General features: G+C 65.2%; 11 protein-coding genes and 1 riboswitch. Of the genes, 7 read left to right on the forward strand and 4 right to left on the reverse strand.

Going from position 1 to position 14,470, the window contains the following annotated elements:
• The first annotated feature begins 90 nt into the window (after nucleotides 1–90).
• On the forward strand, nucleotides 91–546 hold the full coding sequence (locus QY049_RS23695) for an SRPBCC domain-containing protein (RefSeq protein WP_194478846.1): 456 nt from the start codon (nucleotides 91–93) through the stop codon (nucleotides 544–546).
• A gap of 12 nt (nucleotides 547–558) precedes the next feature.
• Here QY049_RS23695 and QY049_RS23700 read toward each other — a convergent pair whose 3' ends face one another.
• Nucleotides 559–1,728, reverse strand: coding sequence for a DNA topoisomerase IB (locus QY049_RS23700; RefSeq protein ID WP_194478845.1), 1,170 nt, complete (start codon nucleotides 1,726–1,728; stop codon nucleotides 559–561).
• A 409-nt stretch (nucleotides 1,729–2,137) separates the two neighbouring features.
• Here QY049_RS23700 and acs point away from each other — a divergent pair, with 409 nt between their 5' ends.
• Nucleotides 2,138–4,084, forward strand: coding sequence for an acetate--CoA ligase (gene acs / locus QY049_RS23705; protein WP_258764485.1), 1,947 nt, complete (start codon nucleotides 2,138–2,140; stop codon nucleotides 4,082–4,084).
• Nucleotides 4,085–4,511: 427 nt separating this feature from the next.
• Entirely contained in the window at nucleotides 4,512–5,027 is a 516-nt protein-coding gene (locus QY049_RS23710) for a L,D-transpeptidase (protein ID WP_194478843.1), read from the forward strand.
• Nucleotides 5,028–5,081: 54 nt separating this feature from the next.
• On the opposite strand, the gene QY049_RS23715 is transcribed toward QY049_RS23710, so the two are convergent.
• A complete protein-coding gene (locus QY049_RS23715; RefSeq protein ID WP_258764484.1) occupies nucleotides 5,082–5,666 on the reverse strand; it encodes a thermonuclease family protein in 585 nt (194 codons plus the stop codon).
• 58 nt (nucleotides 5,667–5,724) lie between these two features.
• On the reverse strand, nucleotides 5,725–5,922 hold the full coding sequence (locus QY049_RS23720; protein WP_194478841.1) for a DUF1674 domain-containing protein: 198 nt from the start codon (nucleotides 5,920–5,922) through the stop codon (nucleotides 5,725–5,727).
• Nucleotides 5,923–6,110: 188 nt separating this feature from the next.
• On the opposite strand from QY049_RS23720, the gene QY049_RS23725 reads away from it, so the two are divergent.
• From QY049_RS23725 to purH, 3 genes are all read left to right on the forward strand, one after another.
• Nucleotides 6,111–7,457 (forward strand): RsmB/NOP family class I SAM-dependent RNA methyltransferase, encoded by a 1,347-nt coding sequence (locus QY049_RS23725; RefSeq protein ID WP_194478840.1) that lies wholly within the window; start codon nucleotides 6,111–6,113, stop codon nucleotides 7,455–7,457.
• A gap of 157 nt (nucleotides 7,458–7,614) precedes the next feature.
• Nucleotides 7,615–9,333, forward strand: coding sequence for a heparinase II/III family protein (locus QY049_RS23730; protein ID WP_194478839.1), 1,719 nt, complete (start codon nucleotides 7,615–7,617; stop codon nucleotides 9,331–9,333).
• A 58-nt stretch (nucleotides 9,334–9,391) separates the two neighbouring features.
• A riboswitch (ZMP/ZTP riboswitch) is annotated at nucleotides 9,392–9,473 on the forward strand.
• A gap of 24 nt (nucleotides 9,474–9,497) precedes the next feature.
• On the forward strand, nucleotides 9,498–11,090 hold the full coding sequence (gene purH, locus QY049_RS23735; RefSeq protein ID WP_258764483.1) for a bifunctional phosphoribosylaminoimidazolecarboxamide formyltransferase/IMP cyclohydrolase: 1,593 nt from the start codon (nucleotides 9,498–9,500) through the stop codon (nucleotides 11,088–11,090).
• A 108-nt stretch (nucleotides 11,091–11,198) separates the two neighbouring features.
• Here purH and QY049_RS23740 read toward each other — a convergent pair whose 3' ends face one another.
• Nucleotides 11,199–12,584 carry an MFS transporter gene (locus tag QY049_RS23740; RefSeq protein WP_258764482.1) on the reverse strand — a complete coding sequence of 462 codons (1,386 nt, stop codon included), beginning with the start codon at nucleotides 12,582–12,584 and terminating at the stop codon, nucleotides 11,199–11,201.
• Nucleotides 12,585–12,684: 100 nt separating this feature from the next.
• Between QY049_RS23740 and ggt the strand changes: the two genes are divergently transcribed.
• Entirely contained in the window at nucleotides 12,685–14,436 is a 1,752-nt protein-coding gene (gene ggt, locus QY049_RS23745; protein ID WP_258764481.1) for a gamma-glutamyltransferase, read from the forward strand.
• The last annotated feature ends 34 nt before the right edge of the window (nucleotides 14,437–14,470 follow it).

Genomic DNA, 14,470 nt, shown 5'->3' on the forward strand with positions numbered 1-14,470 from the left:
GGCGAAGGAGGGCCGCCTTTGTCACGGGCAATCCTTGACGGGCCGCGTTGGCGCCGCCATGTGCCAGCAACACGCCAGGGATGATCGCCGATGACCGAGCCGTTCGTATTGCGACGCGAGACCCAGATCGCCGCCCCGCGCGCCACAGTCTTCGCCTATTTGACCGATCCCGAGAAAATCCTGAGCTGGATGGGCTCGGATGCGACCACCGAGCCGCATCCCGGCGGGCTCTATCTGCTGAGGGGAATCGGCCCGCGTGCCAGCGTCGCCCGCGGCGCTTTCCGCGAGGTCGTCCCGGTGCATCGACTGGCCTACACGTTCGGCTGGGAGGGCGGTCAGGAAGTGCCGCCCGGCTCGAGCCTGATCGAAATCGACCTGATCGAACGCGACGGCGGCACGCTGATGCGCATGACTCATAGCGGGCTGCCGACCGAGGAACAGGTGGCCGCGCACGCGAAAGGCTGGGCGCATTATCTGGGGCGACTCACGAGTGCCGCCGCCGGCCGCGATCCCGGTCCCGACAAAGGTGTTTCGGACAATATGTAGCGATGCGGCGGATCAAACCGCCGCGGTCGCGACCACCTGCGCCAAAAGCTGCTCGCGCCTGGCCTGCGAACGCTGGCCTTTCATCGTCGCCGCAAAACGTTCGAGAATGCCGTCTTCGAACGCCGTGACGATGGTGTCGTGGACGTAGCTCTTGCGACAGATTGCCGGCGTGTTCGAGAGCTTGTCGGCGGCGGCGCGGATCGCATCCAGCACCTGCTTCTTGCGGCCGCGCTGGCTGGTCGCCGGCGTGATCCGCGAGAGAGATTCCACGACGACGGCGGACGCCATCAGCGTGCGGAAATCCTTCAGCGAGATCTTGATTCCGGCGATCTCGCGCAGGAACGCGTTCACCTGCGTGGTGCTGACGGCGCGCACGATGCCGTAGGCATCGCGATATTGGAACATGCGCTTGCCGGGGACGCCCTGCAAAATGCCGATGGCACGGACCAGCTTGGCCGCGTCGCACTCCTTGCGCACGGCCTTGCCGCCCTTCGCCTTGAAGGTCAGCACGAAGCTATCCCCTTCAAGCGTGACGTTGGACTTCAGCAGCGTTGTGGCGCCGCGGGTCCCGTTGAGACGGGCATAGGATTCGTTGCCGGGACGGATCGCGGTGCGCGCGATCAGCTCGATCACGGCCGAGAGCGCGAACTCGCGCGTCGGCGCGTCGCCCGACAGGAACGCCGAGACCTTGCGCCGGATTTTGGGCAGCGCGCCGACGAGCTTTTCCAGGCGGTGCGCCTTGCGATGCTCGCGGACCTTCTCCCAGTCGGCGTGATAGCGATACTGCAGCCGGCCTGCGGCATCGCGACCCACCGCCTGGAGATGCGAGCTCGGGTCGGCCGAGTAGCGCACTTCGCGATAGGCCGGCGGCACCGCCATGGCGTGCAGCCGGCGGATAGTGCGGGCGTCACGGATATGGGCGCCGTTGGGGCGGACGAAGGAATAGCCCTTGCCGCGGCGGATGCGCCGGATGGTCAGCTCGTTCTGGTCGCCGAGCCGCAGGCCCAGCTCCTTGGCGAGGGTCTCGACCGTCGCCGCGGGCGCCGTGTCGAAGACTTTTTTCGGGCTGCGACGGGTGGAACCGGCCGGTTTCGGCCATTGTCCGAGGGCTTTGGCCAGCGCAATGGCAGCAGGATCGGCCGAGGCAGGCCGCATCGTCCCGAGATTCTGCTGATCCATCATAGTCTTAAGCCTTGGCCCTGTCTGGTACCGTTCAATGCCGCTGTTCTGATTTTTGTTCCAAGCTTCGCCTGGAAGGCCTCTTGGGACCCGGTTTAGCCACTTAGGGTGTTCCGAACCGCATTGCGAGTCCCGAATCAGTGAAAAGCGGTTTCCAAATACCTCCTGCGACGCATGGGCGCCCTGCACAGCCTTATTCCCGGGATTTGGGTAAAGGGCCGGAAGCCGCCGATCTGGCTGTTTCAGATTGCGACAGCCGGTCGTTGCAGCTTGATCCTCCGCATGGCGGCCCGCTCTCCGAAGGTCCAGCTTGTTGTCCTTGTCGGGTCCGGTTAGCCCGACGCATAATCGTTCAACGATGAAGTCGGCTCGCCAGTCCGCTGTGCTCGGCTTGCCGTATGTGGAGGGAAGCATGTCCGAGAAGATCTACGACGTCCCCGCGGAATGGGCCAAGCGAGCCTGGGTCGACCAGGCCAAGTACAAGGACATGTATGCGCGCTCGATCGCGGACCCGAATGCCTTCTGGGCCGAGCATGCCAAGCGCATCGACTGGATGCACGCGCCGACGAAGATCGAGAACGTCTCCTTCGCTCCCGGCAACATCTCGATCAAATGGTTCGAGGACGGAATTCTCAACGTCGCCCATAACTGCATCGACCGCCATCTCGCCAAGCGCGGCAACCAGACCGCGATCATCTGGGAAGGCGACGATCCCTCTCAGTCGAAGCACATCACCTACAAGGAGCTGCATGACGAGGTCTGCCGGATGGCCAACATCCTGCGCACCCGCAACGTCAAGAAGGGCGACCGCGTCACGATTTATCTGCCGATGATTCCGGAAGCGGCCTACGCGATGCTGGCCTGCGCGCGGATCGGTGCGGTCCACTCGGTGGTGTTCGCGGGCTTCTCGCCTGATTCACTCGCCCAGCGCATCAACGACTGTCAGTCAAAGGTCATCATCACGGCGGACGAAGGCTTGCGCGGCGGCAGGAAGGTGCCGTTGAAGGCCAATGTCGACGCGGCGCTCGCCAAGGCCGACGGCGTCGACTGGGTCGTCGTGGTCAAGCGCACCGGCGGCAAGATCGACATGAACCCGACGCGCGACCTCTGGTATCACGAGGCGGCTGCAATGGTGACGACCGAATGCCCGGTCGAGCACATGCATGCCGAGGATCCGCTGTTCATCCTCTATACGTCGGGCTCGACCGGCCAGCCCAAGGGCGTGCTGCATACCTCGGGCGGCTATCTCGTGTTCGCCTCGATGACGCACCAATACGTGTTCGACTATCATGACGGCGACATCTACTGGTGCACCGCCGACGTCGGCTGGGTCACCGGCCATAGCTACATTCTGTACGGGCCGCTGGCGAATGGCGCGACCACGCTGATGTTCGAAGGCGTGCCGAATTATCCGGACAATTCGCGCTTCTGGAACGTCATCGACAAGCACAAGGTCAACATCTTCTACACCGCACCGACCGCGATCCGCGCGCTGATGCAGTCGGGCGACGAGCCCGTGAAGAAGACCTCGCGCGCCTCGCTCCGCCTGCTCGGCTCGGTCGGCGAGCCCATCAATCCCGAGGCATGGGAGTGGTATCACCGCGTCGTCGGCGACGACCGCTGCCCGATCGTCGACACCTGGTGGCAGACCGAGACCGGCGGCATCCTGATCACGCCGCTGCCGGGCGCGACCAAGCTCAAGCCGGGCTCGGCGACGCAACCGTTCTTCGGCGTGGCGCCTGAGATCGTCGACGCCGACGGCAATGTTCTGGAGGGTGAGACGTCAGGCAATCTCTGTTTGACCCGCTCATGGCCGGGCCAGATGCGCACGGTCTATGGCGATCACGCCCGCTTCGAGCAGACCTATTTCTCGACCTACAAGGGCAAGTATTTCACCGGTGACGGCTGCCGCCGCGACGCCGACGGTTATTACTGGATCACCGGCCGCGTCGACGACGTCATCAACGTCTCCGGTCACCGCATGGGCACCGCGGAAGTCGAGAGCGCGCTGGTCGCACACGAGAAAGTCTCGGAAGCGGCCGTGGTCGGATTCCCGCACGACATCAAGGGCCAGGGCATCTACGCCTATGTCACCTTGATGGCCGGCATCGAGCCGAGCGAGGATCTGCGGAAGGAACTCGTCACCTGGGTGCGCAAGGAGATCGGTCCGATCGCCTCGCCCGACCAGATCCAGTTCGCACCGGGCCTGCCCAAGACCCGCTCGGGCAAGATCATGCGCCGCATCCTGCGCAAGATCGCCGAGGACGAGCCGGGCAGCTTGGGGGACACCTCGACGCTGGCCGATCCCGCCGTGGTCGATGACCTCGTGAAGAACCGGCAGAACAAGAAGTCGGCGTAAGCTCTCTCGTGCCCCGGACGCGGCGCAGCGCACACTTCGCGGTGCGCCGCAGAGCCGGGGCCCCATATAACGGCAGAAACGTGTGGCCTCTTGGATCCCGGCTCTGCGCAGCAGCGCTGAGGCGCTGCAGCGCATCGGGACATGAGGCCGCCCTTCGCGCCAACACCTCCCAAAACGACTGCCGTTCACACCCTCACGCATTTGTCAGGGCGGGAGCCGGCACGGCGGCATGTTTCACGCCGGGTGTTGTTTTCAGGTCATTTACTTTGTTTCGAACATTTCCTTTCTTCCCCCTGCTGGCTCGCCCTCGGCGACCTCGCGTGGAAACCCTCCGGTCAACAAGCGCGGTTAAGGATGTCTGGGCGAAGCGGCAATTGCCGGTTTTGCGTGATTTTGGACGATCCGTTCGGGGTTGAGGGAAAAATTGATGTCGATGAAGATTGCACTGGCGCTCGCTGCCACCATCGGGGCTGGAGTCTTGATCTCGACAGCGGCGGAGGCGCGGCCGGAAATGGTGGGCGCGCACCTGGAAAATTATTCGCCTGGTACCATCGTGGTCAAAACCAACGAGCGTCGGCTTTATCTCATCCTCGATAGCGGCCACGCAGTGCGCTATCCGGTGGGCGTCGGCAAGTCCGGCAAGCAGTGGGCCGGCACCACCCGCATCGACGGCAAGTATCGCAACCCGGCCTGGTCGCCGCCCGCCGAGGTGAAGCGCGACAAGCCGCAGCTTCCCGACGTGATCCCGGGCGGTTCGCCGCGTAACCCGATGGGCGTTGCGGCGATGACGCTGGCCGGTGGCGAATATGCGATTCACGGCACCAACGTGCCGGGCTCGGTCGGCGGCTTCGTCTCCTATGGCTGCATCCGCATGCTCAACGACGACATCACCGATCTCTACAGCCGCGTCTCGGTCGGCACGACGGTAGTCGTGACGCGCTGATCGAAATCTCAGACAGGAACAACGAAAGCCGCGTCGCCAGACGCGGCTTTTTTGTTACCAGAAGCGCCAGCCGCGCGCGCACCAGCTGCCACGATGGCCGCCATTGTAGCTGCGCGCGTAGCCGCCGGCGAGCATCGCGGCCGAGACGTTTGCCGTGCGCTTGGTCGCGACATCGGCAAGAACGCGCCCGTATTTTTCCGAGCCGAGATTGTAGATGGTGACGCCACCCTGACCGAGCAGATTGCGCAGCGCCTTGGTGGCCGCCTCCGCCTTGTCCAGTTCGTCCTGACAGGACGCCTTCATCTCGGCCGCATCGATGCCGCGCAGGCGAACCCGCGCGACGAGATCGCGTCCGTCGTGCTGATGCACGCGCGCGAGAAACGTGTCGCCATCGATGGTGCGGACGACGTCGACTTGCAGGCGATCGTCGGGATTGCCTGAATGCTGCAGGATGATCTCGCTGGCGCGGTCGTCAGCCGCATACGGAACGGGCCAGTGGGTGCCATGCCGGAAGCTGAGCACGATCACCGTGACGATGCCGACCACGAACATCCACGGCAACAGTCCGGAGAAGCGACGGCCGAATGGGGAGCCGCCGTAAGACGACCGATAGGAGCGATCTGGGTCGAAGCGCGGCATCCGCGCACGCTAGGGCTGAGTCGGCCGAACCGACAAGTGACCTCGAAAAAGCCGAACCTCAGAAATCGGAGGCGATGCCTTTGCGCTCCCAATCGCCGTAGCGCGTGGGCTCAGGCCCCTTCGGCCCCTGCAATTCTTTCGGTGCAGCCTCGGCATGTGCCGCCGCAGCCCGCCGACGCTCCTCCGCCTCAGCCAACGCGCGCTGCGCGGCAGGCGGCAAGGGCTTGCGACTGGAAGCGGGAGGTTGGTCGTTCATCGTCCGGGTTCCTAGCGCAGGATCGCGACAGGCGCGAGATCCAATATCGCATTGCTGAAATGGCAGCTAAGGGCTGAAATCGCCAGAGGCCATTCTTACATTTGGCATATTCGCGTGCCAGACACTGTGCTCTCTAGGCATGCGCCCCTCTCGGCGGAACTGCCGCTCGCTCAGAACCTTGCTTCCGCATGCCATCTCAACGTTTTGCCCCTCCGTCCGAAGTGCCCGGTCTCGCGGCACGGCGGATCGCTGCCGACATCGTCGATGGCGTCCTGCACAAGCACCGCACGCTCGACGACCAGCTCGATGGCTCCGGTGCCCATCCCGGACTGAAGACGCTCGCCGACCGCGACCGCGCCCTGATGCGGCGCCTGGTCGCAACCATCCTGCGCCGCCTCGGCACCCTCGGCCATGTGCTGTCGCGCCTGCTCGACAAGGGCATCCCGTCCGACGCGCCGCGCGCGCAGAGCGCGCTGCTGATCGGCGCCGCCCAGATCCTCTGGATGGACGTGCCCGATCACGCCGCGGTCGATCTCTCGGTGCGCCTTGTGCAATCCGACCGGCGCGCCGCGCGCTATGCCGGCCTCGTCAACGCCGTGCTGCGCCGCTGCGCGCGCGAGGGCCAGGCGCTGGTCGAGGAGGTCGCGACCCAATCGCTGGACCTGCCGCCCTGGCTGCTGGCGCGCTGGAGCGCACATTACGGCGAGGCGACCGCACGGGAGATGGCGCTCGCGCTCGGTCACGAACCATCGCTCGACCTGACCGTGAAGTCCGACGCCGCGCAATGGGCGAGCCGGCTGCACGGCGAAGTGCTGCCGACCGGATCGGTGCGTACGCTGCTGCATGGCTCGGTGACGATGCTGCCCGGCTTCGCCGAGGGACAATGGTGGGTGCAGGATGCCGCCGCCGCACTGCCGGTCCGGCTGTTCGGCGACATCAAGGGCAAATCCATCGCCGACCTCTGCGCCGCGCCCGGAGGCAAGACGGCACAACTTGCACAAGCCGGCGCGCGTGTCACGGCGCTCGACCGCTCGCCTGCCCGGGTGGCACGCCTGCGCGAAAACCTGAGTCGGCTGTCGCTCGAGGCCGAGACTGTCGTCGCTGACGCCGTGGAATGGGCAGGGCCGGCAGAGGGCTTCGATGGAGTCCTGATCGACGCGCCCTGCACCTCGACCGGGACAATCCGCCGGCACCCCGACGTCGCATGGCTGCGGCAGGAATCCGACGTCGCCGCGATGACCGTTCTGCAGCAACGGCTTCTGCGCAAATCCGTATCGCTGCTCAAACCGGGCGGGACGCTGGTCTACTGCACCTGTTCGCTGGAACCCGAAGAAGGGGAGCAGGCCGTCGCCACTCTGCTGGCCGCGGAGCCTGCGCTTCGCCGCGTACCGATCGATGCCAGCGAGGTCTCCGGGCTCAGCGAGATCATCACCCCTGAGGGCGATCTCCGGACCCTGCCGAGCCACCTGCCGCACGCCGACCCGAAGCTCGGCGGGCTCGACGGATTTTACGCGGCCCGGCTCGTTAAATCCTGATTTTGCACCGGATTTTGCTACCGACACCCTGATTCGGAGCCTTTCAAGGTGGTGTCAGCCGACCGATTTTGGGATTAATAAGGATTCGTCGGAATCCTCTCCCCCTTCAAGGCAAGGCGTGTCGGTCGCTCAACGCAGACGTATCTCGACGCTGGTCATGAACCGCTTCGCGCGGAACATGCTCGCGCGCGCGAGCGGCGGTTCCGTCGCGTTGTCGCGGGTCTGGCCCGGCCGCACCGATCGGCTGATCATCGCACCGCATGATCTGCGAACCGCGGATGCGACACGCGCTGCCGAGATCTATGCCGGGCGCTTCGTCTTCGCCGGCAAGATCGTCAATTGCCACGGCCGCTCGATCTTCGATCTCGATCCGCCCTCGGAAGATTGGGAGGTCGCGCTGCTCGGCTTCGGCTGGCTGCGTCACTTGCGCGCCGCCGACACCGCGTTGACGCGGGCGAATGCGCGGGCGCTGGTCGAGGACTGGATCAGCAATCCCGCCAACAAGCGCCGGCCGGTGGCGCGCCGCGCCGATGTGCTGGCCCGGCGCGTGATCTCATTGCTGTCGCAGGCACCGCTGGTTCTCAACGACACCGACAACAAGTTCTATCGCCGCTACCTGCGCGCGCTCGCGCGCGAGATCCGCTTCCTGCGCTACACCATGGTCAACATCCCCGACGGGGTGCCGAAGCTACAGGTGCAGATCGCGCTGTGCTACACGACGCTCTGCCTCGCCAACCAGGCGCGTCACATCCGCGGCGCGTCGAAAAAGCTCTCAGACGAATTGCAGCGGCAGATCCTTCCCGACGGCGGACACATCTCGCGCAACCCCGGTGCGCTGATCGAACTGCTGATCGACCTGTTGCCGCTGCGGCAGACCTTTGCCGCGCGCAACATTGCGCCGCCGCCGGCGCTGCTCAACGCGATCGATCGCATGATGCCGATGCTGCGTTTCTTCCGGCATGGCGACGGCAATTTCGCGCTGTTCAACGGCATGAGCGCGACGCCGTCGGACCTGCTTGCGACACTGCTCGCTTATGACGATGCCCACGGCGCACCGATGGCGAACATGCCGCACACCGGCTTCCAGCGCCTCGATGCCGGCCCGACCACCGTGATCATCGACACCGGCCCGCCGCCGCCGCCGGGCGTGAGCCACGATGCACATGCCGGTTGCCTGTCGTTCGAACTGTCATCCGGCACCAGCCGTATCGTCACCAATTGCGGCATGCCGACCACGGGCCGCGACAATTGGCGACCGTTCGCGCGCGGCACCGTGGCGCATTCGACGCTGAGCTATCACGACACGTCGTCCTGCCAGTTCGTCGAGATGTCGGCGATGAAGCGGCTGCTGCACGGCGCGCCGATCATCAGCGGCCCCCATGAAGTCGAGAGCTATCGCGAAATCGTGCAGGACGGCACGCTGCTGACGACCTCGCATGACGGCTATCTCGCCAAATTCGGCGTGATCCATCGCCGCGTGCTGATGGTGGCCAATGACGGCGCGCGAATCGACGGTGAGGACACGCTGTCGCCGCCGCAAGGCGCGCGCCTCAAGGGCCCTGATGCCGATTTCGCGTTGCGCTTCCATCTGCATCCGGCGGTGAAGGCGAGCCGGCTGTCGGATGCCCGCGGCGTCATGCTGGTGCTGCCGAACCGCGACGTCTGGACCTTCGAAGCGCTCGACGACAAGGTCGATCTCGAGGACAGCGTGTTCCTGGCCGGCAATGACGGGCCCCGCCGCACCGCCCAGATCGTGATCCGCCAGGATGCCCGCCAGGCGCCCTCGATCCGCTGGAGTTTTGTGCGTTCGACCGCCTCGCCTGCGGTGACCAACGCCCGCCGCAATGCTCGCCGGGAGCCGGAACTTCCGCTGTAGACGCGCTCGATTCGGCTCATCTCGTCGTTGTGAAAACGGCCAAAAGCTGCTATCGAGCGCTCGTTCGCGCGACTGGCGACCTTGGATGGAGCACCATCGGGAAGCGCGACACATATCCGCCGCGCGCCTGGGCATAGACACTCCGTTAGCAGAGGATCTTGCTCATGACTGACCATCCCCGCCGCGTCACCCGCGCCCTTCTTTCCGTCTCCGACAAATCAGGCCTGATCGAGTTCGCCAAGGCGCTTGCCGCGCATGATGTCGAACTGGTCTCGACCGGCGGCACCGCGAAGGCGATTGCCGCGGCGGGCCTCAAGGTGAAGGACGTTTCCGAGCTCACCGGCTTCCCCGAGATGATGGACGGCCGCGTCAAGACGCTGCATCCGAAGGTGCATGGCGGCCTGCTCGCGATCCGCGACAACAAGGAGCACGCCGAGGCGATGAAGGCGCATGGCATCGCGCCGATCGACCTGCTCGTCGTCAATCTCTATCCGTTCGAGGCGACCGTCGACAAAGGCGCCGGCTTCGAGGATTGCATCGAGAACATCGACATCGGCGGCCCCGCGATGATCCGCGCCGCCGCGAAAAACCATGACGACGTCGCTGTCGTTGTGGAAGCCGACGACTACAAGGCCGTGCTCGACGAGCTCGCCGCGAACAACGGTGCCACGACGCTGAAGCTGCGCCGCCAGCTTGCCGCGAAGGCCTATGCGCGCACCGCGGCTTACGACGCTGCGATCTCGAACTGGTTCAACCGCCAGCTCGAGATCGACGCGCCCGATTTCCGCGCCTTCGGCGGCAAGCTGATCCAGTCGCTGCGCTACGGCGAGAATCCGCACCAGACCGCGGCGTTCTACGCGACGCCGGACAAGCGCCCGGGCGTCTCGACCGCGCGGCAGCTGCAGGGCAAGGAGCTCTCCTACAACAACATCAACGATACCGACGCGGCCTATGAATGCATCGGCGAATTCGACACCAAGCGCACCGCGGCCTGCGTCATCGTCAAGCACGCCAATCCCTGCGGCGTGGCCGAAGGAGCCAACTTGGTCGAGGCCTATCGCAAGGCACTGGCTTGCGACTCCACCTCGGCCTTCGGCGGCATCATCGCAATGAACCGCGCGCTCGACGCCGACACTGCACGCGAGATCACCAAGATCTTCACCGAGGTGATCATCGCGCCCGACGCTAGCGAGGAAGCCATTTCCATCATCGGCGCACGCAAGAACCTTCGCCTGCTGCTTGCCGGCAGCCTGCCTGATCCGCGTTCGCCCGGTCTCACCGCCAAGACGGTCGCAGGCGGCCTTCTGGTGCAGAGCCGCGACAACGCCGTGGTCGACGACATGACGTTCAAGGTTGTGACAAAACGTGCGCCCACCGACGCGGAGATGCGCGACCTGAAGTTCGCGTTCCGGGTAGCAAAACACGTCAAGTCCAACACCATCATCTACGCCAAGGGTCTCGCCACCGTCGGCATCGGCGCGGGCCAGATGAGCCGCGTCGACTCAGCCCGCATCGCCGCGCGCAAGGCGCAGGATGCAGCCAACGAGCTGAAACTCGCGGAACCTCTGACCAAGGGCTCTGTCGTGGCGTCGGACGCGTTCTTCCCGTTCGCCGACGGCATGCTTGCCTGCATCGAAGCCGGCGCCACCGCCGTGGTGCAGCCCGGCGGCTCGATGCGCGACGACGAGGTGATCAAGGCCGCCGACGAACACGGCATCGCCATGGTGTTCACGGGAACGCGGCACTTCCGACACTGATTCTGCCATCATTCCGGGGCGCGCGCAGCGCGAACCCGGAATCTCGCGCGACAACCTCCAAATTCCGGGTTCATCGCTCCGCGATGCCCCGGGATGACGGTGGAGATGCTACTCCTTCACCCGCATCAACAGCGCGAACCCGGTGACGAAAAACACGACCAGCACGGCCATGCCGGCCTTCTGGCTCGCGGTGACCGCGGTGATCACACCGATCAGCAGCGGGCCGATGAAGGACGTGACCTTTCCGGTCAGCGCGAACAGGCCAAAATACTGAGCGATGCGATCCTTCGGTGCGAGCCGGATCAGCAGCGTGCGCGAAGCCGCCTGGAGCGGGCCACCGGCCGCGCCGATCAAACACCCCAGCACGATATAGGCACGCTCGGCGGCGGCGCCGAACAGCGGTCCGCCCGGTACCGGCGGCGCGACCTTGACGAACAGCACGCTGTCCTTGTCGACGAGCAGGATCGCCGCGACCGCAAGCAGCAGGATCAGCATGCTGCCGGCAATCACGCGCTTCGGGCCGAGGAAGTCATCGAGCTTGCCGCCAAGCCAGGCGCCAAAGGTTCCGGCGATGGCGAGGATGATCCCGAACGTGCCGATCTGGATCGTGTGCCAGCCGAAGGTACCGGCGGCATAGATGCCGCCGAATGCGAACAGCGACACGAGGCCATCGGTATAGATCATGTTCGCGAGCAGAAACGCGGCGAGCGATTTCTGCTGCGGCAGATCCTTCAGCGATCGCGTGAGATCAGCGAGGCCTTCGTACAGCGCCTCGCCCATCGGGCGCTTCGCCGGATAATCCGGCGTAAACAGGAACATCGGCGTCACGAAGACGATGAACCACAACCCCGTCAGCGGCCCTGCAGCGCGATCGCCTTGATGCGTGGCGGGATCGAGCCCGAACAGCGGGGTGAAGCCGAGCAGCGTGCGGCCGGTCTCGGGATTGGCGGCGAGGAAGCCGAGCACGATGACCAGACTGACGATGCCACCGATATAGCCCGTCGCCCAGCCGGTGCCGGAAAGCCGGCCGATGCGCTCCGGCGGCACCAGGGTCGGCATCATCGCATTGTTGAAGACGGTGGCGAATTCCGCGCCGACGCTGGCGAGCGCGACCGCCGTGAGCAACGGCGGAATGATGGCGTGATCACCGGGCTTGCCGATCCACAATGTACAGGAGGCCAGCACCAGAACCGCGCCGAACGCCGCGATCCAGGGCTTGCGGCGACCGGAAGCATCAGCGATGGCGCCGAGCACGGGCGACAGCAAAGCGATCGCCATGCCAGCTGCTGCCATCGCAAAACCCCAGAGCGATTGGCCGGTGGCAGGATCCGGCGCGATGCTGGTGGCGAAATAGGGCGCGAACACGAAAGTCGTGATCAGGGTGAAATAGGGCTGCGCGGCCCAATCGAAGAAGATCCAGCTGATGACGGCGGCGCGCGGCGGATAGGTCCGCGGGGCGCCGGTCACGCGCGCATCCGAGGCAATCGTCGTCATTGCGCAGTCCTCATCACAAACTGTTTTGTCCCTCTTAGCGCAAACCGTATAGCATTGCAGTGACGCGTGTGAATTGGCCAGAAGGCTCGGCGGAATTTTGATGATGGCGTCATTTTCGACACGGCGGACTTTCCTAGCGCTCGTCGGTGCTCTGGCGTTCGGTCTTGCATCGGCGACCGCGCAGGATGCGCGGCGGGCCTATCTCCCTCCTGCGCTCGACACGGTTCACGCTATCCCAGCCGAGCATGGCATGGTGGTGGCGCAGGAGAAGATATCTGCGCGGGTCGGGGCCGACGTCTTGCGGCGTGGCGGCAATGCCGTCGACGCCGCCGTTGCGACCGGCTTCGCCATGGCGGTGACTTATCCGCGCGCGGGCAATATCGGCGGCGGCGGCTTCATGATGATCCATTCGGCCGAGCACAACGAGGACATCGCGATCGATTATCGCGAGACCGCGCCGGCGGCGACCACGGCGCAAATTTTCCTTGGACCCGATGGCAAGCCTGATCCCGCCAAATCGCGGGATTCCGGGCTGGGCATCGGCGTGCCCGGAACGGTCGCTGGCCTTTCGCTGGCACTCGAGAAGTACGGCTCGGGCAAATTCACGCTGGCGCAATTGCTCGAACCTGCGATTGCACTTGCTCGCGACGGGTTCATTGTCACCGATGACATCGCCGATACGCTGCCGGGCTGGTACCCGCGGTTCGCGCGCTGGCCATCCTCGACGAAAGCTTTCGCAAAGCCGGATGGCAAGCCGTTTGGCGAAGGCGACAGGCTGGTGCAGAGCGACCTCGCCGACACGCTGGCGAGCGTCGCCGCGCAGGGACCGCGCGGCTTCTACGAGGGCCCGGTGGCCGAGAAGATCGCCAAGTCCGTGTCCGATGCCGGCGGCATCATGACGCCGGCGGATTTGAAGGCCTATCAAGCCGTCATCCGCGCGCCGGTGCGCGGCACCTATCGCGGCTACGACATCGTCTCGATGCCGCTGCCATCCTCCGGCGGGGTGGTGCTGGTGGAAACGCTCAATATCCTCGAAGGCTTTCAGCTCGCCGATTTGAAGCAGGGCTCGCCGGCGTCGCTGCATCTGCTGATCGAAGCCATGAAGCGCGCTTACGCGGATCGCGCGCGCTATCTCGGCGATCCCGCCTTCGTCAATGCGCCGATCGATCGGCTCACGGCGAAAGACTATGCTGCCAAACTGCGCGCGAGCATCTCCACCGATCGTGCGACGCCGTCAAAGAAGATCGTATCCGCCCCACCCGCGCCGCGGGAAGGCAGCAACACCACGCATTTCTCCGTCGTCGACAGCAGCGGCAACGCCGTCAGCAATACCTACACGCTCAACTTCAGCTACGGCGTCGGCCTCGTCGCCGACGGCACCGGCGTGCTGCTCAACAACGAGCTCGACGATTTCACTGCGGCCGTCGGCGCCTCCAATGCCTATGGTCTCGTCGGATACGAAGCCAATCTGCCGGGGCCCGGCAAGCGGCCACTGTCCTCGATGTCGCCGACCATCGTGCTGAAGGACGGCAAGCCGGTGCTGGTGACGGGCTCGCCCGGCGGCAGCCGCATCATCTCGACCGTGCTTCAGGTGATCGTCAACGTGCTCGACTACAAGATGGACGTGGCCGCCGCCGTAGCCGCGCCGCGGCTGCATCATCAATGGTTGCCGGACGAGGTACGGGTCGAGCGCGGCTTCCCCGACGATGTGCTGTCCTCGCTGAAGGCGATGGACCATCTCATCGTCGAGCCGATGGGACAAACCTCCGCCAATTCGATTGCCGTAACAGCGAACGGGCCGCTCGGCGCACCCGATCCACGGACGCGCGGCACGGAAGCCGCAGGACAGTAACCCGGTCGATGCATGGCAGGAGGCACGCGCCGGC

It is taken from the genome of Bradyrhizobium sp. WYCCWR 13022, assembly GCF_030435535.1.
Taxonomy (GTDB): Bacteria; Pseudomonadota; Alphaproteobacteria; order Rhizobiales; family Xanthobacteraceae; genus Bradyrhizobium.